Origin of the sequence: Pedobacter sp. N36a (assembly GCF_014472395.1) — a bacterium.
Classification (GTDB): Bacteria; Bacteroidota; Bacteroidia; order Sphingobacteriales; family Sphingobacteriaceae; genus Pedobacter.
In genome coordinates this window covers 335,507-357,915 of the sequence record NZ_JACSZW010000006.1, presented here as the reverse complement: position 1 = coordinate 357,915, position 22,409 = coordinate 335,507, and the positions used below count along the sequence as shown (strand labels likewise).

Below are 22,409 nucleotides of genomic sequence, written 5' to 3'. Positions count from 1 at the left end.
ATCAGGCTTTCCTTATTTATTTAGCTTCGAGAAGATAAAAAGCACCTGCAGCAACCAACACGTCACCTACATTTAAGCCCTTCGTGATCATCTGCTTTCCCCGATGCTGGCCTCCTGTTTCCACTGTTTTTCGCACAAAGTGTCCTTTTTCAGTCTGCAGAAACACGAAACTGCTGTCATTTTGCTGCAACACGGCCTGTTCAGGCACAAACAGCGCATTTACTGGTTTTCCTTTAAAGCTGATCTTCGCATACATTTCCGGTTTTAAGGCAGCACCAGGGTTTTCACATTCAATGAGCACCTGAATACTTCTGCTTTCCTCATCCAGGATCTGTGCAATATGCCCCACCTTCCCCTTGATTTTTCGGCCAGGATAAGCCGTAACTTCCAGGGTCACCTCCTCTCCCATATGAACAAAACGGATGTCTTTTTCCTTGACCTGCGCGGCGACATACACCCGGCTCAATTCCGCTATTTTAACCTGTGCTCCTGATTCCGTATTCAGATAATCTCCGGTCACCAGATCATTCTGAATCACCTCGCCATTAATCGGAGAACGGATTACTAGTGACTGTCCTATTTTCAATTGATCCGCGGAAACATGATACACTTTTAAGCCTTCTACTAAATTTTTGTACTCACTTAAAATCAGATCATAAACCTGTTTAACCTCTTCTAAATCTTTAACAGAAGACACTTCATTTCTAAAAAGATCAGTTTGACGTTTTAAATCCAGTCCTGCCTTTTTCAACTGCGCTTTTGTACTAAAAAAACGTTGCTGGAGTTCAATAAAATCGGGCGATGCCAATTCAAATAGCGGCGTTCCCGGACTCACTTTCATCCCTAGTTTTATGAAAACCCGAAGCAGACGCCCAGAAAAAGGACTGGCAACTGCTGCATAGAAATTAGGGATGGCTTTTACCTTGCCCACACTGGTAATTTCCATTTGAAAAGGAGCTTCAGCTGCCGTATCCAACTGCAGTAAATCATTTAGTTTTGACAGTGCAGGAAGTACCAGCGTATCTCCCTGCAAATGGTAATTTTCGATCGGCTCGGCCTCTTTTTTTTGAGCACAGGAAGCCAGGAGCAGCAATAAACTGCTGCTCAAAATCAAATGTTTCATGTTCTTTTTTTTAATATTTATTTCAGGAAGATTTTCAACACATAAAATGAGAAACTCACTGTTTACAATGACTAAACAGTAAAATTTCTAATTTTTTATTTAACAAATAATCAGACACTTACAACCATTGACTAAACCTTTTAATAAACAAATTTTTGATATACTGTGTGAAAAGGCAATAGCTTAAAAGGATCCCAAACAGCCATGGAAAATAGCTCAGCGGTAGGGGCGTTAATTTCAAAACTCCTGCAAAAGGCGTGAAAGGGATCGCGATTCCGACTAGCATTATCAGCGTAGTTAGCGCAATCACCGGAGCTGTTGCCCAGCTTTGAATAAATGGAATTTTACGGGTTCTGATCATGTGTACAATCAGTGTCTGCGACAGTAATCCTTCTACAAACCAACCCGTTTGAAACAACGTCTGGTGTGCCGGACTATTCGCCTTAAATACATAAAACATTACAGCGAATGTGGCATAGTCAAAAATTGAACTGATCGGCCCGATAAAGACCATAAACTTGCTGATCCCTCCAGCGTCCCAGTTCTGTGGTTTCTTCAAAAACTCTTCATCCATACGGTCCCATGGGATAGAAATCTGTGAAACGTCATACAGCAGATTTTGAATCAGCAAATGGATGGGCAGCATCGGCAAGAAAGGCAGAAAAGCACTTGCACCCAACATGCTGAACATATTGCCAAAATTACTGCTGGCTGTCATTTTGATGTATTTAATGATGTTTCCAAAAGTTATACGCCCATAAATCACCCCTTTCCGAAGCACCATAAGGTCTTTTTCCAGCAAGATAATGTCGGCGCTTTCTTTCGCTATATCTACCGCAGTGTCTACAGAAATACCTACGTCCGCAACTTTTAAGGCGGCGGCATCATTGATCCCATCTCCCATAAAACCTACGGTATGGCCCTTTGCTTGTAACAAACGAACAATCCTCGACTTTTGAACAGGGCTTAATTTCGCAAAGATACTGGTGTCCTGCAACTTAGCAGAAAGCTCCTCCTCCCCCATCTGCTCCAGCTCATGCCCCAATAATACTTGCTGGAATGGAATTCCCACTTCTTTACAGATCTTTCTAGTCACTACATCATTATCTCCGGTCAGTACTTTAACCGTAATCCCCAGCTCTTGTAATCCTTCAATTGCGGGCCTTGCAGATGGTTTAGCAGGATCTAAAAAGCCAATGAATCCAGTTAAAATCATCCTATTTTCATCCCTAACACCATAATTCGAAGGACGCGGTTCATATTCCTTTATCGCCACCAATAATACCCTCAGCCCATCTTCATTTAGTTTTCTGGAAGTTCGTAGCACCGTATGGCGCATCTGCTCATCCATCAGGACCACTGCATCCTTTTCCAGGTGCAGCTGGTGATTTTCACCAGGTTCAAAAGCATGGGAACACAAATCCAGCATTTCTTCAACTGCTCCTTTACAGATCAGCAGCTGCTTTCCATTCTGCTGCTCTAAAATCACACTCATTCTCCTCCGCTGAAAATCGAAAGGAATCTCATCTACTTTATGATAATCTTCCGCAACCTTCAAATAATCATGAAGTTCCAAATGTTCGAGTATGGCCAGATCAAGAAGATTTTTTAGTCCCGTTTGATGAAAACTATTTAAGTAGGCCCATTTCAGTACTTCGTCATCATCTTCCCCAAAAACATTCAAATGCCTTTCTAAAATGATTTTATCCATAGTGAGTGTCCCGGTTTTATCGGTACAAAGCATGTCCATAGCCCCAATATTCTGGATGGCATTCAGTCTTTTCACGATCACTTTATGCCGACTCATATTTTTCGCACCTTTGGCCAGATTGGCGGTCACAATCATGGGCAGCATCTCTGGTGTTAAGCCTACGGCCATTGCGATGCCGAAAAGTAAAGCTTCAAACCAGTCGCCTTTGGTGATACCATTGATTAAAAAAATCAAAGGCACCATGACCAGCATAAATCGGATCAATAACCAGCTCACCTTATTCACTCCTTTGTCAAAACTGGTTTCCGAACGTTTTCCACTGATGGCAGCACCCACCGCGCCAAAATAGGTTAGATTCCCCGTATTGACCACGATAGCAGCGGCCGTACCGCTCAGTACATTGGTTCCCATAAAGCAGATGTTATCCAGCTCCAAAGGTGATATATCATCAGCATCCGGAACCAATGCGGCACTTTTCTCCAAAGGATGAGATTCACCAGTCAGCATTGCCTGACTTACAAAAAGATCTTTAGATTGGATAAGGCGTAGATCTGCAGGCACCATATCCCCGGCACTCAAAAATACAAGGTCGCCAGGTACCAATGCTTTCAGTTCCACTTCTTCTTTACCATTTTCTCTGCGTAAAACGGTAGCCGTGGTTTTTACCATACTCCTCAGCGCTTCCGCAGCCCGGTTGCTGCTGAATTCCTGCCAAAAACGAAGCAAAGAACTCAACACCACCATTAGTCCGACTACAATAACCGTTTTATAATCCCGCTCAGCCTCTCCAGCGAGCCCTACATCCACAATGAAGGATACGATAGCCAATATTAACAACACGGCAATAAAAGGGTTTAAAAAGGCTTGAAATAGCTGAACGCACCAAGAAGATGCCCGTTCATGCTCAATTTCATTCCAGCCAAACAATTTTCTCTTCTCTGCGACAGCTGCTGCGGTCAAACCTTCTTTATCACTATTGAGCACGGGATAAAAGAACTCTGGGGCTATTCTGGCTACATTTTTCAACTTAGTTGCTCCTGCCTCCTCAAAACCAGCAGCTGTTTTTGAATATTTCATTTTTAGTCTTTTCATAACTCTGATTGTTGTCCCGTTAATTCCCAGCTTACACGCATCACTTCCGATTCAATCGTCAGCCTGCTCACCATTTTTTCCATTAATTCGTCCTGATTTCCGACCGCAACCAGTTCAGCAGTAATGATCGCATTCGCAGGATCACCGTTATCGCTGCTGGTGAGTGCCCTCAGCATGAGCTTTTCATGATTTCCAAGATGCTGCAGCAATAGTACACGAATGTGATTTTCTACCTGCTCCTTGCATTTGATGGAAATCAAATACTCGGTTTGAGCAGTTTCACTTTTTGGATAAAATGAGTTTTTGCCTAGTTTAAGGCCTATAGGACGCAAAACGAGATGTGCGAGTACGATGAAACTTGTGGCAATGGAGGCTTCCGAAAAAAAGCCCATTCCAGAAAGTGCACCAATCGCGGCTGAACACCAGAGTGTGGCTGCGGTATTGAGGCCCCGCACATTCATTCCATCTTTCATGATCACACCGGCACCGAGGAAGCCGATACCACTTACGATATAAGAAGCGACTCTGCCACTGGCATCACCGCCGATTTTCACCGCGAGGGTAATGAATATCGCGGCACCCAAAGACACAAGGGTATTGGTACGTAATCCTGCGATACGCTGGTGCCATTGGCGTTCTATGCCAATCGCGGCACCCAAACTGAGGGCCAATAATAAACGGCTGCTGAAGTCTAGTGTACTTAACATTGCTTTTCGATATGATTCCCTTTCAGGAAAGTATCGGAAATACTAGGCTGAGTAGGGAGGGTAAATAATTAATGGCTTATAACACGGAGGCTTGTCCATACGATTTGTTTTTTGATGGCACAAAAGTACCCGAAGCCCTCGAAAAGAGCCGTTAGGGCAAGGTTAGAAAATCATTAGAAAGTGATTAGAAAGCAAGAATGCCTTCCAGAGCGAAAGTGATAAAAGTATCCGAATGAAGGCGAAAATGCTTTCTAAACGTGGGTCAGGGTCACAATAAAAGTAGTCCCTTCTCCTTTTTCAGAGATCACCGAAATTTCTCCATTGTGCAATTCGATGATTTTTTTTGTAAGTGCCAATCCAATACCGCTTCCTTCTGCATAATACCGGTTATCCCCTCTATAAAAAGGGTCAAATAAACGCAGGCGGTCTTGTTCGGAAATACCGATCCCCTGATCAGAAAAACGGAGCATGGTTTTATCCTGATAATAAGAAATCGCAACATTGGCTTGTTTATCTTCAGAGAACTTACAATTATTCTCCATCAAATTGAGAAAAGCTATTTTCAGCAAATGTTCATTTCCGTAGATAGAAATAAAGTCGTCATCTTCTGCTTCCTGATCAAAAATAAGGTTCACTTTATATTCCGGCTGGTGTTGCAGTACGTCAATTCGAGCATCTAATAAAACTTCATCCAGACGCAGTTCTTTGAAGCTAATCTCCGTTTGATCATAATTGGCGTTGGCAAGATCTAATAAACTGGTCGACAACCGCGCCAGTTTCCTCGCATCCTTTAAAGCCAGTGCGATCGCATTTTGGTACTCCAAGGGTGTTCTCTCTTTATTTTGAGAGATCTCTAATTCAGCAATTACAGTGGCCAAGGGTGTTCTCAATTCATGAGAAATATGAGATACAAACTCCTTTTGTGCATCAAAAGAATGTTCAATCCTATCCAGCATCCTGTTAAAAGTGATCGCGAGCTCGCCAATTTCATCTTTGGCATTTTCCACTTTTAACCGCTGATCGAGGTTATTAGCGGTCATTTCTTCGATCTCATCTACCATTTCTGCGACATGTTTTAAGGCCTGCTGCGCAAAAAGGTAACCTGCAAAAACGGTCAGTACCACACTGCCCAGCACAGAAATCAGCAGTATAAACCGCAGCTGACTCAACTTTGCCAGGCCATATTCATCTTTTGCTGCGGCAGTAACTATATAATCGGTTCCCTTATAAGGATACAAAAAGCCAACCGCCTGTAATTGTCCCTGGTTAAACTGAATCTCTCCTTTAGCTACGATCTCGGCGATCATGTTCTTGGTTTCCTTGATTTTGTCAATATCTACCGCATCATGGTACAACAGCTGGAAAGAAGTATCATAAACCGCTACTTCCTCCTGAAATGAATTATTTGGTGCATTTTTATAGATCAGCTGTAAAACATCTGGCTCCACTTTAGCATCCAATAACAGGTTAGTTTTGGTAATCGCGAGTTGTTTTAATCGTTTATAATACTCATCTTCTCTATTCTCTGCCGAAGAATAATAGATAAAAAAAGCAAATGCACAGATGAGCAGTGTAAAAAGCAGGGTAAAAAGAAGTGTAAGTTTATAGCGGATTTTCACAGTATCGGCTGATTAAAGCAGTTTATTAGGGCAAGAGTTTAGCTTTCTTTAAAAATAAAGCCCATTCCTGTCTTCGTATGAATCAGTTTATTTTCAAAGTTCTTATCGATTTTTTTCCTCAGGTAGTTCATGTACACATCAATAAAATTAGTACCGGTATCAAAATGAGTATCCCAAACCTTTTCGGCGATCTCTGTACGGGTCAGAATCCTTTCTTTATTGCGCAGCATATACTCTAAAAGCTTGAACTCCTTAGGTGTCAGGTTAATTTCCTCCCCCATACGACTCACTACATTCGTTTGCAGGTTCATTTCCAGATCTGCATATTTTAGTGATTTGATGATTGGAGCCTGCAAGGCACCAGCATTATGGCTCAGCAGTACTTTTATACGGGCATGAAGTTCCCGAAAATCGAAAGGCTTCACCAGATAGTCATTTGTACCGGCATCAAAGCCATCCAGTTTATCCTCGGTAGTGCCCAAGGCTGTTAACATGATAATAGGGAGTTCTGGCCATAGCTGCCGAATTTCCCGACAAAGTTCAATACCATTCAGCTGCGGAAGCACAATATCCGTGATGATCAGGTCGTAACGATTGGCAACCATTAATTTTTTGCCCATCAAACCATCATAAGCCAGCGTTACCTGATACCCATGCTCTTCCAGTCCTCTTTTAACAAGTTCCGAAACACGAAGATCATCCTCAACTAATAACAGATTCATACGTATGCTTTTTTATTTCCCCGAAAATCTTCAGGAAAAGGCTGATGGCAAATATCCAGAATTATTTCTGAATCCCGCATTTAAACGATTTTTAAGAAAAACGAATATGGTGACATTTTGCATTCCTTTGAATGGATATACCAATTTTATCAGAACAATAAGCGCAGAGCATGTCAAAATTTTTACACAAAAAAGCCCCGGATAAACCGGGGCTAAAATACTTTACTTCGTTACAATTTAATAACTCATTTCTACAATCTTCTCTACATCAGATGGAGAAAGCGTTTTATGTTCCCCTAATCCTAACCAACCTCTTTCTGTAAAGCGTTTTGAGATCTTTTGTGCTGTTCCTTCAAAATCATCTGTATACTCAGAAAGTGTCGTTTCAATCTCCATAGAATGGAAAAAATCTTCAGTTCTGGCAATGGCTGCATTAGCGATATCATCGATACTGCCTGAGGCAATTCCCCATACACGCTGACCATATTGTGCCAGTTTTTCTTTCTTCGCTTCGAAGTTATAACGATAATGACTTGGCGCAATGATGGCCAGCGTTCTTGCATGATCAATACCGAATAAGGCAGTGAGCTCATGACCCATCGCATGGACAGCCCAGTCAGTAGGTACTCCTTTTTGAATTAAGCCGTTTAAAGCCATCGTACAGCTCCACATAAAGTTGGCTGCAGACTCATAGTCTTCAGGATTTTCAATTACCTTTGGCCCCACTTCAATCAAAGTTTGCAAAATACTTTCTGCAAAGCGATCCTGTAAATGAGCACCAGCAGGATAGGTCATATACTGCTCTAAAACATGTGTAAATGCATCCGTTACCCCATTTACTAATTGGCGTTTAGGAATAGACCTGATGACTTCAGGGTCAAGGATTGAAAATTCCGGGAACAAACCAGGGCCACCCATTGCTAGTTTTTCCTGAGTTTCTTTACGTGTAATTACTGCACCAGAGTTCATTTCTGATCCCGTTGCTGGCAAAGTCAATACCGAAGCAAAAGGCAAACCTTTTTCTGTTCTAATATTTTGCGTCAGGATGTCCCATGGGGTATCACCATCGTACAATGCTGCTGCCGATAGGAATTTCACCCCATCAATCACGGAACCACCACCTACGGCCAGCATATAGGTAATCTTTTCCTCTTTGATCACTTTTAGTGCCTGCATCAAAACCTCATACTCTGGATTTGCTGGAATTCCTGAGAACTCCAGTACTTCAAAGTCTTTTAGTGCATCGATCACCTGATCGTATACGCCATTGGTTTTGATACTCCCACCACCATAAAGCACCAATACTTTAGCACCTGTAGGAATTTCTTTACTTATCTTTTTTATTTCCCCCTTTCCAAAAATGATTTTGGTTGGGTTTTTGAATTCAAAATTTAACATCTCAATATGATTATATCATCAATAAATTACTAAAATAGCGCCTTAAAATCTGCGCTCCTCTACGATTATTCTCTAATTACTGCAGGACATTGAATTAGACCTTAACGATCATTTTACCTTCATTCTTACCTTCGAAAAGGTCCATAAAGGCTTGAGGAATCTGATCAAATCCTTCCACTACTGTTTCTGCATAAGTCAATTTACCTTCTTTCAACCAAGTACTCATCTGCGCAATTGCTTCCTGGAATTTATCAGCAAATACGGATACGATGAAACCTTGCATCAAGGCACTTTTGATCACCATCGTAGTTTGAATACGAGGACCAACATCTTTTGTGGTATTGTTATATAATGAAATGGCACCACAAACGGGGATACGGGCATACCTATTGATATTTGCCAATACCGCATCAGAGATCGCTCCACCAACATTATCAAAATATACATCTACGCCATTTGGACAAGCGGCTTTGACAGCTGCAGTCATGTCTGTCGTCGTTTTATAATTGAAGGCTTCATCAAAGTGGAACTTCGATTTCAGCATGGCTACCTTTTCATCAGTACCTGCAATGCCTACTACTCTACAACCTAAAATCTTACCAATTTGACCAACTACCGTTCCAACAGCACCGGCAGCGCCAGAAACGACAATGGTTTCCCCTGCTTTTGGTTTCCCAATTTCCAGTAAACCGCAATAAGCTGTCAAGCCTGTCATTCCAAGAATCCCTAAATAAGCAGTTAAATCTGCTGCTTTAGGATCAACTTTGATTAATCCCTGGCCATTGTGGCTTTGGTATTCTTTCCATTCCAGGTTCCCGGAAACAAAGTCTCCCTTTGCAAAACCTGTCAATTTACTCTCTATTACTTCTGCAACTATACCCGATGACATCGGTTTATTCAGCTCAAATGGTGGAACATAGGATTCCGAGTCATTCATTCTGCCCCTCAAATACGGATCTACAGAAACGTATTGTGTTTTCAAGAGCAGCTGCCCATCACTGGCCACAGGCATCGCTTCTTCTATAAATTTAAAATCACTCATTACCGGTTTTCCTACCGGTCTTGCGTTCAAAAGAATTACTTTGTTCATAGCCATTTTCTTTACAATTTTATTTTCTTAATTTCTCCAATAAGTCATTCAGCACATCAGCATCTTCACTATTGAGGTCGAGCACCCCCTGATCAATAATCGCTCTGGCTGCCGTTTTTAACTTTAGCCCTTCAGGACTCAGCCTCACATACACCACACGCTGATCCAACGAATTGCGCTCTTTAACAATCAAACCTTTGTCCATTAATTTGTTCAGCAATCTGGAAACATTAGGCATCCGATCTATCAAACGATCTTTAATCAAATTAACAGTTGCAGTCTGCCCCTCCTGACCATGTAGAATACTCAGCACATTAAACTGCTGCAGCGATAAGCCAGTTGGTTTTAACGCAACAGCGATCTTGTTCAAAATCCAGTTAGAAGTAAAAATAATATTCGTGGCAGCCCGCTGCTGGGGCGTCAGAAATTGATGTTTTAATTCTTCTTCTATCTTCATATTTCAGTATTTTTTTTCAGCCTTAAGGACTGATACAAAATTATCATCCATGGATGATAATTCCAAGGGATATAAAAAGAAAATTGCTTTCAGAATGTCATTTTAAAACTATAAAAACGCAACACAGAATATAAAAAACACTATTAAAAAGATTTAAAGCCACTTTTTAAGGTAAGAATTAAACGCTTCCTTATGCTGTTCAGAAAGAGAGATCATACGATCTCCAATAAATAATGCCTCCAGATTAGATCCAATAGAAGCCCTGCACTACGCATAAACGTATTTTTACAGCAGGTGATGGGTATCTTTAATGGTGTCCATCACAAAAATACTCTTCGTTTGTGCAATTCCTGGGATTTCACTGAGCTTGTTCATAGAGAAAGAATGAAAACTTTCCATACTTTCCGTCACGATCTTGAGCATAAAGTCGAAATCTCCGGATATATTGTAACATTCCGTCACTTCTTTAAAGTTCAATACGGCATCTATAAATTCCTGAGCTGCTTTTTTATTGTGAACTTTTAGCGAGATCTGTACAATTACGATGATGCCTTTATTGATTTTTCGGTTGTCCAGCAAAGCCACATATTTCCTGATCACTCCTTCCCGCTCCATCCTTTTGATCCTTTCGTGGGTTGGAGTTGGGCTCAAGTGCACTTGAGAAGCGATTTCCCGGATCGTGAGCTTTGCATTTTCCTGCAATAACCGCATGATTTCATAATCTTTATTATCTAAAAGCAGCGGGGCCTGGCGGACTTGTTCTGTTTGAGGAGGCATATTTAAGATCAATAACGCATTTGTTCTGTCAAATTAATAAATATTAATCGTTTGTTCTAAATAAGCAGAACTTATTTTTAGTCTGTGTTACTAAAGTTACCTTTGTAAGGAAAATTTCCCCCATTACTTTTATGACTCAAAGAAAAAACTTAATCCTTGCCATTGCTTCTATTGGTATTTTTATAGAAGCATTGGATATTGCCATTGTCAACCTTGCCATTCCATCTATCCAATCTGATTACGGACTGAGCAGCGACAAAGTACAATGGTTGCAAACACTCTATGTGTTGTTATATGGAGGATTTTTGATCATCGGGGGTAAATTATCTGATCTTGTAGGAAAGAAAAATATTTTCATGGCGGGCTCTGCATTATTCCTGATTACTTCTTTAGGTGCAGGTCTTTCCAGCTCTTTTGAAATGCTGGCTTTCTTCCGTGCCGCACAGGGTATTGGTGCCGCATTGATCATGCCATCCGCTTTTTCCATTGTAACCCATACTTTCACCGAAACCCGAGAACGTGCAAAAGCCATCGGTATTTTCAGCTCATTTGCAGCCATCGGATCAGGCAGCGGACTAGCCTTAGGTGGAATTATCACTACTTTTTGGGGCTGGCATTGGATTTTCTTCATTAATGTACCTGTTTTATTGGTCATTATTAGCCTTGCCTGGCATTACCTGGCACCAGATGAATTGACGAAATCAAAATCGCGTCCAGACTTATTATCAGGTGTATTGTTGGTTTTAGTATTGTTAATGCTGAGTTATGGCGTTCATGAACTAGGCAGAATCCGCGAACATTATCTGATGCTGATCGGCCTGACCCTAGCGGTAATTACTGGTTTTAAAATCATTCAGCACAGATTGAAAGTTCAAAAAGAACCCTTAATAGATGTGTCTCTATTCCGTTCTAAAGCAACCACTACTGGTATTGGCGTATTCTTTTTACTTGGCGCTTATTTTACCGGATACATGTTCCTATTGTCCTTACTAATTCAAAAAGACATGAATTTCAGTGCAGCGAAAGCAGGTGTAACCCTGGTTCCATTCAGTATCATCTCTGCTTTATTCGCGAAGTTTGTACTTCCTCCTTTAATGAGAAGATTGAACGTCTGGCAAACCGGTGTTTTTGGGATGTCCTTAATGGTAGGTGGTGCAGGATTTTTACTGGCTTCTGTACTGATGGACCATAACCTGATCTTATTATTATGTTCTGCATGCTGTGTGTCTGGATTAGGGATGACGATCTGCTATACCAGTTTATCGGTGATTTCTGTACAGGGTATTCCACCACAGCATTACGGACTGGCATCCAGCCTAGCCTCAACCTCCTATTTTCTGGGTGGTGGCATTGGACTATCGATACTTTCTTTATTCATCAGCAGTCATCAATCCGGCAATTCAGTGAGTACCATCTCGATCCTAGTTTTGTGTGCGTATGCGATTGCTGCCCTGGCTTGGCTGGCATCTTATACAAAAAGACACGTTTCGGTTCCCAGACCTTCCCTTGCCGGACAATAAGTTACTTACTATTGATCCAGTCTTCCGCAGACTGGATCTCTGAAAAGAATTGCACCACTACACCTCCAATAGCGATATCTTCACGTTTTTTAGTAAAAAACTGAGATAGCATATCAGCCGAATTGGTCCATGCAAAATGCCTTAATCCTGCCTTTTCCACGATAGGAAACCAAGTTTTACCTACCCATTCTAAAGCATCTGACCAGGTCCCCAATACCTCTCGGTTATCGTTTAAGATTTTCGTACATCCATTGGCTTTTAACATGGCCATCATTACCATTGCTCCATGCTGTACCGATTCTCCATTGTGAAAACCAGTCCATTTGGCGTCAATACGGTGCTGCAATTTATTATAAAAAACCCTCAGATTGTCATCCTCATATAGCTGATGTCTTTCCGCTTGCGGCACCACTGTATGTGCTTTTAGAGGAAGCCGAAAATAAAATGTAGAACCAACTCCTAACTTACTTTCCAGCCAAAAACTACCCTGATGGGCTTTCAATATTTCCGAACAGATAAAAAGCCCTAAGCCTAATCCTTCATAACGTAGATCTTCATTATCCACCCGATAATAACGCTCAAATAACCGCTGCATTTCAAAATCAGCTATCCCTATTCCAAAATCCTGTACGGAAACCACTAGGTTGTCAGACTGCACTTTCCCCTTAATGATCACCTTTCCGCCATTTGGTGAATACTTAACGGCATTTGTTAAAAAATTAATCAAGACCTGTTGAATCCTTAGCTGATCTCCATGATAAGAAACATCGATATTGTGCTCCAGTAATAGTTCATGTGCTGGCGACACTGCCTGAATGCTTTGAACCGCCCTTTCCATAATTTCACTTAAATGGAAAGTACCTTTTTCAAAGGTCATATTTCCAGAATTGATCTTGGTTACATCCAATAAATCAGCAATTAACTGCTCCAGACGAGAGATCTGACTGGCAGATTTCTGTACAAAATCATGTAGTTTTTCAGGATCATTTGATCGTTTCATCAATTGATTTAAGGCCTTTATGGAGGTCAATGGGGTTTTCAACTCATGACTGGCTATTGCTAAAAACTCATCCTTCCGCTGCTCATTTGATTTCTGAATATCAATATTGGTATTTGTCCCCATCCACATTTTCAATTCCCCACTTTCGATCAATGGAATGGCCTTTCCCAAATGCCATTTATATTGTCCATCAGCCATTTTTAGGCGAAACTGCACACTGTATTCCGAATTTTGTCCCAGTGCATAACTCCAGGCCCTGATACAAACTGGAAGGTCGTCCGGGTGGACAAATGATTGCCATCCTTCACCTCTCAACTCTTCTCTAGTTTTACCGAAATCTCTACAGCAGATTTCATTCACATAATTGATGATACCGGTAGCACTTGCAGTCCAAACTTGCTGAGGCATACTATTCAATAAAAACTCCAGGTGTTTTTCACTCGCGCCGATTTCTTTTTCCTGCTGTTCTACTTTATTCCTTGCGGATATTAAATCTGTGACGTCATAACTGTACTGAATAATGTACTGAATAATGCCATTTTCATCGAAGAAAGGTGTGTATTTGGTATCCCAATATCTGGAAATACTCTGGTCTTTAAGTTTAGGATCTGGCAGTTCTACCTTCAAAACAGGCAATTGATAACACTGCTTCGTCTGCAAAATATGATGAAGCACCGGCAAAAGACCTGGTTCAAATATATCTTTACCTTTCAATTCCTCCCTTTTAAGCGCTTGTACTTTCAAATAATCATCACTGGCAGTAATCACCACCAGTTCCGGTGATAGTATTAAATAAAGTCCAGGGAGGCTTTCGTAAATATTCAAAAAGGCAACAGGCAGTTCAACTAATTGTTCCATAATCTAATGTCTTACCATCTACAAGACTCATACCACGAATCACTTGCAATGCATATTTCAAAATGATTCCTAATAGCGCTATTATTTTCCACATCATCAAATACTTTGCTTATTTTTAGGTAATGATACCAGAAATGATCTCCCGCATTGTCGAAGGCTTAAAGAGACTGGTCTATGTATTAATAGGGCCAAGCATGCATTTCAACCCTGAAAACCAGATTTTTAATGCGATCTGCCTCCTTGCCATCCTAATTATAGGGTATGGTGTGCCTTTTAATTACTACAATGGAATGGGAATTATTGCTGCCTTATTTGCTTTCTTACTGCTGGTACTGTGTTTTACTTATTATCTTTCCAGATTCAAAAAGAAGTTTAAATACAGTATTATCTTATCCTCTTTGATAATCTTATTGGCATTAGGGAGCATTTATTTTCTAAATAATGGAATAAAAGGCCCCTCTTTGCTGAATCTATCCATAGCTTTCTTTATGATCATGATCATCTCTCCCAGAGGTCAGTATTGGCTGTGGGCTATACTTTGTATGACCACAGGATTGGGATTGCTATTTTTCGAATACAAAAACCCAGGGTATATTCAGGAGGCCTATAAGGACAGAGCGGCGTTTTTCGCAGACACCGCCTCCACCTATATCATCACTATTCTGGTCACCTTTTTAGGTCTGTTTTACCTTAAAACCGCTTATTTTAAAGAAAAACAGGATGCTGCTGCGAAAACTGCGGCGCTCGAGCGGATGAACTATGAAAAGTCCAAGTTCTTCTCCATCATTGCCCACGATCTTCGTGCCCCATTGGCTTCCATACAAAGTTATATGGAGCTCTTCCGAATGGACATCCTCAGCATAGAAGAGAAAGAAATGATGGATAGAAAATTGACCAATGCGCTCAGTGGCACTCAAGAAATGCTGGACAATATGCTTTCCTGGTCCCGGGCAGAACTTAACGATGGCAAGACAGCGATGGAAATTAATAAATTGCATGAGGCGTTAAATTCTGTGATCATGATTCAAAAAGCGGCATCCAAAGAAAAGAAAATCACGTTTACCGTGGATATAGATACTTCCCTGGAATTATTTTCGAACGTACACATGCTACAGCTTATTGTAAGGAATATTATTGGCAATGCAATCAAGTTTACACCTTCCGATGGATGGATACAACTGAATGCCAGCAGGTATGGAAAAGATTGTCTGATTGCAATTCGCGATAATGGAAATGGAATCTCTGAAGAGAATAAATCAGAGATATTTTCGCTGAAAGCCCAATCTACGTATGGTACTGATAATGAAAAAGGGATTGGCCTGGGGCTATTCCTTTGTAAAGAATACACTCATGCCCAAGGAGGAAAAATATGGTTTGAAAGCCAAAAAGGCGAAGGAACAGTTTTTTATGTGTCCCTCCCCCTTCATATCCATACTTAAAATTAAGAGAAACTCAGTTCCTGGGGTACTCCCGTTCCATTGTCTAAAATCATTTTCACTGGAAAAGGTTTTGCTTTTTGAGCGGTAGGATACCAGTTTCTATCTTCATTTACCAAGATTAACAAGCCTTGTTCATCTCCCAAAACGGTAAAATCATCCTGTGCCGGCTGTTTCTCATAAATATCCAGGCTGTATTTGCTCATTAAAGTTTCTGCCAGAAAAGGAACATCATCTGATACCAGTCCGATTTCAGAAACGCACAGTATAGAGGCCCCATCAAAAGGTTTAGTAGATTCATTATCTAGGTCGTAACGGCAGATCAGTTCCAGAAGATTTTCGTTATTATCATGAAAATAGAAGGATTTTGAATTCCACAATTCAAAGTTCGAAAAGTTTGTTTCTGGTGTTACCGGGAGGATTGAGGTGCTTTGCTTTAGCCATTGATAAGCTTCCATCAGCTGATTTTTAGGAATATCAAAGGCAAGATGATATACCGGATGATCTTCCGATCCCAATACAAATGACAACTTGGTTTTTCCAATAACAAAAGACCGCTGATTTTCGCTTTTATCTTGAGTAGGGATGTTTAATATTTGGTTGTAAAACGTTTCCGTTTCTTCTAACTGATTTGTAATGATCTGTAATTCTCTAATCTCCATAACACGTAGCTTTTTGTACAAAACAAAGCTAAGACATAATGGTTAGGAAATATAACACAATAAATAATTCATAGATCATTGTTCGATTCCAAATATTCTATTACCTTAATGGAATGATCTGTTAACCAGCAAAAAGGAGAAATTTATGTCAAATGATACGACTTCAGTAAAACCGATAAAAATACAGGGATTTACACCTTTACTTTCGGTTTTCAATATGCCTGCATCCGTACGTTTTTACCGGGACTTACTCGGTTTTGATCTTATCGAAACTTCTGAAGCTCCAGAAAAACCGGATAATTTCCAATGGGCGCGATTGGGTTTAAATGGGATCGAACTGCTGCTGGAACCCCGTGGAGAAAAAACCTGCCCCAAACCCGCAACAGCTCATGATTGGCTGGAACGTCATGACATGTCTATCCACTTTGACTGTTCAGAACTAGAGCATGTTTACCAATACCTACAGTCCAGTGGCGTAGATGTGACAACGCCATCCCATACTTCCTACGGTTATAAAGCATTATATGTTAGAGATCCCGATGGATTCCCATTGGTATTTCACTCGCCGGAAGCCTAGTATTTCTTAAATTTTGCCTGCATTGATGAAACAAGCTGAAAGATATACTGTTATGCCTATATACTTAAATATTAAACTATGGCTATCCCAGAAAACCCAGAAGACAATGTTCCTCTAGATGATGCTCTAAATTCAGAAGCAGACGATCAACAAAGTCAGAAAGACATTCACTCCAATGGATTTGATGAAAATTTTGACCAACCTACTGAGGAGGAGATTGAACAACCGCCAATTGATTTACTCAAACAAGCATTTGATGCTTCGGAAGCATCTTTTACACTAGATGTTGATAAGGGAATTGCCCCGAAAAAGGATTCTATTTGACTATTCCTCCTGATCAAAATAAAAAAAGGAGCTATCTATAAAGAAAGCTCCTTTCATAGGATTTTTTACCTTTCGGCAAAATAATTTACGCTGGAATCAGCGCTTCTACTTTAGTTAAAACTGCGGCTAAGCCGTTCTTGTTCTTACCACCTGCAGTTGCATAGAATGGCTGACCACCACCACCACCCTGGATATCCTTGGCAAGCTCTCTAACAATGTTAGAGGCATTTAAACCTTTGCTCTTAATCAGGTTCTCTGAAAGCATCACTGTAATACCAGGTTTATCGTCGATTAAGGTGGTGAACACCAATAACAGGTCGTCTACCAGATCTTTCACAGAGAAAGCCAGATTTTTAACTGCATCTGCGTTCGGGAGATCTACATGAGTAGCAATCACATTTACACCATGAATAGTTTTCAGGTGATGAACGATCTCATGTTTCAGGTTAGCACTTTGCTCTCCTACTGCTTTTTCCGCTTCTTTTTTAAGCTTGGCATTTTCTTCCAATAAAGAAGATACTGCCGCTTTAAGGTCTTTATTCCCTTTTAACAAGGCCCTAAGTTCATTCAGTTCTCTATTTTGTTCTAAAATAAAGGCTTCCGCTTTATCTGCTGTAATCGCTTCAATACGTCTCACACCAGCAGCAACAGCACTTTCGGAGATGATCTTGAAATAACCAATTTGTCCGGTAGCCTTTACGTGAGTACCACCGCAAAGTTCTTTAGAATAATGGTCATCAAAAGTAATGACGCGTACAAAATCACCATATTTTTCTCCAAACAAAGCGGTTACCCCACTTGAAATGGCTTGATCATAAGGCACGTCTCTTTGTTCTTTCAATGGAATATTCTCTCTGATCTTTTGATTCACCAGATGCTCTATCTGCGCCAGATCTTCTTCGCTGATCTTCGCGAAATGAGAAAAATCAAAGCGTAAGTAATCAGGATTTACCAGGGAACCTTTTTGATTCACATGACTGCCCAGCACTTTTTTCAAAGCAGCGTGCAGTAAGTGAGTTGCAGTGTGGTTGTCTTGAGATAATAAACGCTTGTCTTCGTCTATCACGGCCCAAAATAAACCATCTAAATCTTCTGGTAAAGTATCGGTATAATGAACGATCACACCATTCTCTTTCTTGGTATCTGTAACTTCGACAAAGAACAACCTGCTATGGTCTTCTAATCTGCCGGTATCACCAACTTGTCCGCCACTTTCTGCGTAGAAAGGTGTTTTGCTCAATACAATCTGGTATTGATCTTTCCCTTTCGCATTCACCTTACGGTATTTTATAATTTTTGTTTCTACTTCAAAATCATCATAACCTACAAAATCAGTTTCCAAATCAGCATTCACCATGATCCAGTCGCCGGTATCTACTGCAGTTGCAGCTCTTGATCTTTCTTTCTGTAAGGTTAATGCTTTATTATACCCTTCCATATCCACCAGCCAGCGTTTCTCTCTGGCCATCAGCTCAGTTAAGTCTATCGGAAATCCATAAGTATCATTCAGTTCGAAAGCAAATTCTCCAGGAATGACCATCTGGTCTTTTAAGATGCTATATACCCAATTGTCATCAAATGATTTCTCAGATTCAATCGCATTTTCAGACATCAACAACTCTCCTTGTTTTTTCGTGAAATTCTCAAAACGTTGAATCCCTGTAGCCAAAGTTCTCAGGAAGGAAACTTCTTCCTCCAATACTACTTTCTGTACAAAATCCTGCTGTAAATAAAGCTCATCGAAAACACCTTTAAACTGCTCAGCCAAGACTGGTACCAATTGGTTCAAAAATGGCTCTTTCAGGTTTAAGAAAGTATAAGCATACCTTACTGCACGACGAAGGATACGGCGAATCACATACCCGGCCTTATTATTTGAAGGCAGCTGACCATCAGCAATTACAAAAGATATCGCACGGATATGATCTGCCATTACGCGCATGGCGATGTCTGTTTTCTCCTCTTTACCATATTCCACACCAGAATGTTTAGCGATCACCTGAATCATTGGCTGGAAAACATCTGTATCGTAGTTAGAAGATTTCTCCTGTAACACACGAACTAAACGCTCAAATCCCATTCCCGTATCTACGTGCTGCGCTGGTAAAGGTTGTAATGAACCATCTTTAAGACGGTTGAACTGCATGAATACATTGTTCCAGATCTCAATCACCTGAGGATGATCGGCATTCACAAGGTCTTTTCCGCTTACTGCCTCGCGTTCTTCTGCTGAGCGGCAATCCACATGGATTTCTGAACAAGGACCGCAAGGTCCCATATCGCCCATTTCCCAAAAATTGTCTTTTTTATTTCCTAGTATGATGCGGTCTTCCGGAACAAATTGTTTCCAAAGTTCGTAAGCTTCTGTATCTCTTGGCAATCCTTCTTTTTCGTCTCCTTCAAAGATGGACACATATAATTTATCCTTAGGGATTTTGTATACTTCTGTTAAAAGTTCCCAGCTCCAGGAAATGGCTTCTTTCTTAAAGTAATCTCCAAAGCTCCAATTCCCTAACATCTCAAACATGGTATGGTGATAGGTATCAATACCTACTTCTTCCAGGTCATTGTGTTTACCAGAAACACGTAAACAACGTTGTGTATCTGTTACACGCGGATATTTAATCGGTGCCTCACCAAGAAATAAATCCTTAAACTGGTTCATTCCCGCATTGGTGAACATCAAAGTAGGGTCGTTCTTTACTACAATTGGTGCAGATGGAACAATATGATGTTGTTTTGATTCAAAAAATTTTAAGTATGCCTGTCTGATTTCCTTAGCTGTCATCCTTCTCCTTATTAGTGGTGAACAAAATTAAAATTTTATTGCGGTATTCTACTAAAATCCCTTTACATTTGAACACTTTATATAAATTCCGTAAACCACTAATAATCAAGATCAAACTATGCCTTACAAAGAACGGGAAATTAATAAAATGTATTATACGATGGGCGAGGTGACCGAAATGTTTAACGTAAATGCATCTCAGATCCGCTTTTATGAGAAAGAATTTGATGTACTGCAGCCTAAGAAAAACAAAAAAGGCAACCGTTTATTCACTCCTGAAGACATTGAAAATCTAAAGATCATTTTCCACCTAGTAGATGATAAGGGTTTCACCCTTAAAGGTGCCAAGGAGCACTTAAAAAACAATACTTCTGAAGTAAAGGAAAACCAAAAGATCATCGCTTCTCTGGAGAAATTAAAAGACTTCTTATTAAAGTTAAACGATGAGATTTAATTTAAAAATTAAATTATTCTTTTATTAAACAAATAATATAGTGATTAGGCATTATGATGTCCTACTCACTATTCTTCTGTATGATACTTCTGCTCGGCTATGCCAGCATTCCTGCCCGGGCACAGGAAGAAGAACAGATGACGCAGCTCAGGGAAAACCTGGCCGAAAATGGAAAAGAAGAAGAGGATCTCTCTGCCTTCGAAGAACAGCTTGATTTTTTCAGAAAGCATCCCATAGACCTGAACCATACGAATGCTGAAGAGCTGAAGAAACTATTCTGGTTATCTCCTTTGCAGATCAGCAGCTTTTTTGAGCACTTATTGGTCAATGGAAAATTATTGGATCTGCTGGAACTACAGTCTATTTCCGGTTTCGATCTGATCACGATTGACAAAATTCTTCCATTTGTGACCCTTCATCCAGTAAACCGCTTTACCTCCTTAAAGTTTAAAGACCTTTACCTGCAAGCAGAACAGCAAATACTATTTCGATATGGCAGAACACTTGAGCGGCAAAAAGGCTTCCGTGATTTACCAGGGAGCAGGTACCGGGGTTCTGCCGACAAGCTGTTATTGAGTTACAAATACCAGTACCCTAAAATTGGTGCATTTTCCCTGCTCATGAAAAAGGATGCTGGCGAAACCATCGGTACAAAGCAGGTACCTATTGATTTTGTTTCCGGAAATTTCGCCCTGTTCAATTACCGAAGTATTCAAAAGCTGGTCATCGGAGATTATACCCTACAATTCGGACAAGGATTGACGCTTTGGTCTGGGTATTCATTGGGAAAAGGACCTGATGTGACTAGCGTAGCCAGCAAAGATTTGGGTTTAAAACCTTATACTTCCTCGAATGAAAGCACCTTTTTCCGGGGCATTGCCAGTACACTGAAATTCCCAGAAAATCTCTATTTTACCCCTTTCTATTCTTTTAGAAAACGTGATGCAAGTTTAAAAACCGATCGAAACGGTCAGTATACTTTAACCAGTATTTCTGAAAGTGGACTGCACCGCAATGCCGCTGAAATCAGGAATAGGAAGCGTCTTGGTCAGGAAGTATACGGCGCCACTTTACAGTACCTCAGCAACTCCATAAACATAGGAATTTCCAGCTACCAAACCCATTTTGATCAGACTTTCACAAGAGACAGCGGCAGTTATAAAAAATATAGTTTTGAAGGGAGAAAGCTCAGCAGCATCGGCTTCCACTATAATATCGCTTTTCAAAATATTTACTTTTATGGAGAGCTGGCGAAAAGTTTTCCTGGAGGATGGGCAGGAATACAAGGCGCGATGACCAACCTCTCCAAATCTGTCTCCCTGGTGCTGCTTTATCGAAAATACGACAAAGATTACGCAAATTTCTTTAGTCAGGCAGTTGGAGAAAACACGACAAGCAGCAATGAAAAAGGGCTTTATTTTGGCATCAATTACTTACCGCATCCGCATTGGAAATTCGCCCTATACCTGGATTATTTTAAGTTCCCGGAAAAGAAATACCGGGTAGATACTGCTTCCGCTGGTTATGAAACACTGGCACAATTGGTTTATACCCCTACTAAACAGTTTAAACTCACTGCCCGCTTTAAAACCGAAAGAAAACAGCAAAATCCTGCAGCAGCAAATAGGGTACGTTCTCTAGAAAAATTATGGAACACCAGTTTCAGATTAGATGGACATTGGAAGTTCCATAAAAAACTCAGCACTTCACAAAGGATAGAGCTGATTCAATATCAAAAAGGAAAACTGCTGAAAGAATTCGGATACCTTATTTATCAGGATCTTTATTATACCCCCATGCGTGCCAAAATATCAGGAAACATTCGGCTTGCCTATTTTAACACTCCTTCTTATCAGTCCAGAATTTATGCCTACGAAGCGGATGTATTACATGGTTCGGGCTCCGGAGGATATTATGGTCAGGGTATACGCAGTTTTTTAAACCTCAGGTACCGTTTATGGAGAAAGCTAGACCTCTGGAGCCGCTACGACCTCTATTATTACCCTCATCAGCAAGTCATCAGTTCCGGGCTGGATGAAATTAATGGAAATATAAAATCAGCAGTTAAATTATTAATCCGTCTTCAATTTTAAG

The 22,409-nt window shown here is 40.6% G+C and carries 18 protein-coding genes; 6 read left to right on the top strand and 12 right to left on the bottom strand.

Annotation, left to right across the window (positions count from 1 at the left end; all coding sequences use genetic code 11):
• Positions 1-16 precede the first annotated feature (16 nt).
• From H9X96_RS14430 to H9X96_RS14390, 9 genes are all read right to left on the bottom strand, one after another.
• A complete protein-coding gene (locus tag H9X96_RS14430; RefSeq protein ID WP_187666966.1) occupies positions 17-1,123 on the bottom strand; it encodes an efflux RND transporter periplasmic adaptor subunit in 1,107 nt (368 codons plus the stop codon).
• A 118-nt stretch (positions 1,124-1,241) separates the two neighbouring features.
• Entirely contained in the window at positions 1,242-3,926 is a 2,685-nt protein-coding gene (mgtA, locus tag H9X96_RS14425) for a magnesium-translocating P-type ATPase (RefSeq protein WP_222943907.1), read from the bottom strand.
• A complete protein-coding gene (locus tag H9X96_RS14420) occupies positions 3,923-4,633 on the bottom strand; it encodes an MgtC/SapB family protein (protein WP_187666965.1) in 711 nt (236 codons plus the stop codon). Before H9X96_RS14420 ends, mgtA begins: the two co-directional genes overlap by 4 nt.
• Positions 4,634-4,884: 251 nt before the next feature.
• Positions 4,885-6,252, bottom strand: coding sequence for an ATP-binding protein (locus H9X96_RS14415; protein ID WP_187666964.1), 1,368 nt, complete (start codon positions 6,250-6,252; stop codon positions 4,885-4,887).
• A 38-nt stretch (positions 6,253-6,290) separates the two neighbouring features.
• Positions 6,291-6,974: a response regulator transcription factor gene (locus H9X96_RS14410; RefSeq protein WP_187666963.1), complete on the bottom strand. Its 684-nt coding sequence runs from the start codon at positions 6,972-6,974 to the stop codon at positions 6,291-6,293.
• Positions 6,975-7,211: 237 nt separating this feature from the next.
• On the bottom strand, positions 7,212-8,372 hold the full coding sequence (locus H9X96_RS14405) for an iron-containing alcohol dehydrogenase (RefSeq protein ID WP_187666962.1): 1,161 nt from the start codon (positions 8,370-8,372) through the stop codon (positions 7,212-7,214).
• 94 nt (positions 8,373-8,466) lie between these two features.
• A complete protein-coding gene (locus tag H9X96_RS14400) occupies positions 8,467-9,462 on the bottom strand; it encodes an NADP-dependent oxidoreductase (protein WP_187666961.1) in 996 nt (331 codons plus the stop codon).
• A 19-nt stretch (positions 9,463-9,481) separates the two neighbouring features.
• Positions 9,482-9,919 (bottom strand): MarR family winged helix-turn-helix transcriptional regulator, encoded by a 438-nt coding sequence (locus H9X96_RS14395; RefSeq protein WP_187666960.1) that lies wholly within the window; start codon positions 9,917-9,919, stop codon positions 9,482-9,484.
• A gap of 285 nt (positions 9,920-10,204) precedes the next feature.
• The gene (locus H9X96_RS14390) at positions 10,205-10,696 is read right to left on the bottom strand and encodes an Lrp/AsnC family transcriptional regulator (RefSeq protein WP_187666959.1); all 492 of its coding nucleotides are present in this window, start codon (positions 10,694-10,696) and stop codon (positions 10,205-10,207) included.
• Positions 10,697-10,827: 131 nt separating this feature from the next.
• On the opposite strand from H9X96_RS14390, the gene H9X96_RS14385 reads away from it, so the two are divergent.
• Positions 10,828-12,216 (top strand): MFS transporter, encoded by a 1,389-nt coding sequence (locus H9X96_RS14385; RefSeq protein WP_187666958.1) that lies wholly within the window; start codon positions 10,828-10,830, stop codon positions 12,214-12,216.
• A gap of 1 nt (position 12,217) precedes the next feature.
• On the opposite strand, the gene H9X96_RS14380 is transcribed toward H9X96_RS14385, so the two are convergent.
• A complete protein-coding gene (locus tag H9X96_RS14380; RefSeq protein ID WP_187666957.1) occupies positions 12,218-14,074 on the bottom strand; it encodes an ATP-binding protein in 1,857 nt (618 codons plus the stop codon).
• 122 nt (positions 14,075-14,196) lie between these two features.
• On the opposite strand from H9X96_RS14380, the gene H9X96_RS14375 reads away from it, so the two are divergent.
• Complete coding sequence (locus H9X96_RS14375; protein ID WP_187666956.1) at positions 14,197-15,513, top strand: sensor histidine kinase KdpD; 1,317 nt, start codon at positions 14,197-14,199, stop codon at positions 15,511-15,513.
• A 2-nt stretch (positions 15,514-15,515) separates the two neighbouring features.
• On the opposite strand, the gene H9X96_RS14370 is transcribed toward H9X96_RS14375, so the two are convergent.
• Positions 15,516-16,172: a VOC family protein gene (locus tag H9X96_RS14370; RefSeq protein WP_187666955.1), complete on the bottom strand. Its 657-nt coding sequence runs from the start codon at positions 16,170-16,172 to the stop codon at positions 15,516-15,518.
• A gap of 145 nt (positions 16,173-16,317) precedes the next feature.
• On the opposite strand from H9X96_RS14370, the gene H9X96_RS14365 reads away from it, so the two are divergent.
• Together H9X96_RS14365 and H9X96_RS14360 are read left to right on the top strand one after the other, a co-directional pair.
• The gene (locus H9X96_RS14365; RefSeq protein ID WP_187666954.1) at positions 16,318-16,749 is read left to right on the top strand and encodes a VOC family protein; all 432 of its coding nucleotides are present in this window, start codon (positions 16,318-16,320) and stop codon (positions 16,747-16,749) included.
• Positions 16,750-16,827: 78 nt separating this feature from the next.
• Positions 16,828-17,073, top strand: coding sequence for a hypothetical protein (locus tag H9X96_RS14360; RefSeq protein ID WP_187666953.1), 246 nt, complete (start codon positions 16,828-16,830; stop codon positions 17,071-17,073).
• An 85-nt stretch (positions 17,074-17,158) separates the two neighbouring features.
• Here the strand turns inward: H9X96_RS14360 and alaS are convergent, their stop codons facing one another.
• Positions 17,159-19,861, bottom strand: coding sequence for an alanine--tRNA ligase (gene alaS, locus H9X96_RS14355; protein WP_187666952.1), 2,703 nt, complete (start codon positions 19,859-19,861; stop codon positions 17,159-17,161).
• A 118-nt stretch (positions 19,862-19,979) separates the two neighbouring features.
• On the opposite strand from alaS, the gene H9X96_RS14350 reads away from it, so the two are divergent.
• Together H9X96_RS14350 and H9X96_RS14345 are read left to right on the top strand one after the other, a co-directional pair.
• Entirely contained in the window at positions 19,980-20,315 is a 336-nt protein-coding gene (locus H9X96_RS14350) for a MerR family transcriptional regulator (protein WP_187666951.1), read from the top strand.
• 80 nt (positions 20,316-20,395) lie between these two features.
• Complete coding sequence (locus tag H9X96_RS14345) at positions 20,396-22,408, top strand: helix-hairpin-helix domain-containing protein (RefSeq protein WP_187666950.1); 2,013 nt, start codon at positions 20,396-20,398, stop codon at positions 22,406-22,408.
• The last annotated feature ends 1 nt before the right edge of the window (position 22,409 follow it).

Coding starts and splice junctions, on each gene's coding strand:
- mgtA (WP_222943907.1), bottom strand. CDS start 3,926: ATGAAAAGACTAAAAATGAAATATTCAAAAACAGCTGCTGGTTTTGAG.
- H9X96_RS14390 (WP_187666959.1), bottom strand. CDS start 10,696: ATGCCTCCTCAAACAGAACAAGTCCGCCAGGCCCCGCTGCTTTTAGAT.
- H9X96_RS14385 (WP_187666958.1), top strand. CDS start 10,828: ATGACTCAAAGAAAAAACTTAATCCTTGCCATTGCTTCTATTGGTATT.
- H9X96_RS14365 (WP_187666954.1), top strand. CDS start 16,318: ATGTCAAATGATACGACTTCAGTAAAACCGATAAAAATACAGGGATTT.
- H9X96_RS14375 (WP_187666956.1), top strand. CDS start 14,197: ATGATACCAGAAATGATCTCCCGCATTGTCGAAGGCTTAAAGAGACTG.
- H9X96_RS14405 (WP_187666962.1), bottom strand. CDS start 8,372: ATGTTAAATTTTGAATTCAAAAACCCAACCAAAATCATTTTTGGAAAG.
- H9X96_RS14360 (WP_187666953.1), top strand. CDS start 16,828: ATGGCTATCCCAGAAAACCCAGAAGACAATGTTCCTCTAGATGATGCT.
- H9X96_RS14430 (WP_187666966.1), bottom strand. CDS start 1,123: ATGAAACATTTGATTTTGAGCAGCAGTTTATTGCTGCTCCTGGCTTCC.
- H9X96_RS14350 (WP_187666951.1), top strand. CDS start 19,980: ATGCCTTACAAAGAACGGGAAATTAATAAAATGTATTATACGATGGGC.
- H9X96_RS14395 (WP_187666960.1), bottom strand. CDS start 9,919: ATGAAGATAGAAGAAGAATTAAAACATCAATTTCTGACGCCCCAGCAG.
- H9X96_RS14420 (WP_187666965.1), bottom strand. CDS start 4,633: ATGTTAAGTACACTAGACTTCAGCAGCCGTTTATTATTGGCCCTCAGT.
- alaS (WP_187666952.1), bottom strand. CDS start 19,861: ATGACAGCTAAGGAAATCAGACAGGCATACTTAAAATTTTTTGAATCA.
- H9X96_RS14410 (WP_187666963.1), bottom strand. CDS start 6,974: ATGAATCTGTTATTAGTTGAGGATGATCTTCGTGTTTCGGAACTTGTT.
- H9X96_RS14370 (WP_187666955.1), bottom strand. CDS start 16,172: ATGGAGATTAGAGAATTACAGATCATTACAAATCAGTTAGAAGAAACG.
- H9X96_RS14400 (WP_187666961.1), bottom strand. CDS start 9,462: ATGAACAAAGTAATTCTTTTGAACGCAAGACCGGTAGGAAAACCGGTA.
- H9X96_RS14380 (WP_187666957.1), bottom strand. CDS start 14,074: ATGGAACAATTAGTTGAACTGCCTGTTGCCTTTTTGAATATTTACGAA.
- H9X96_RS14345 (WP_187666950.1), top strand. CDS start 20,396: ATGATACTTCTGCTCGGCTATGCCAGCATTCCTGCCCGGGCACAGGAA.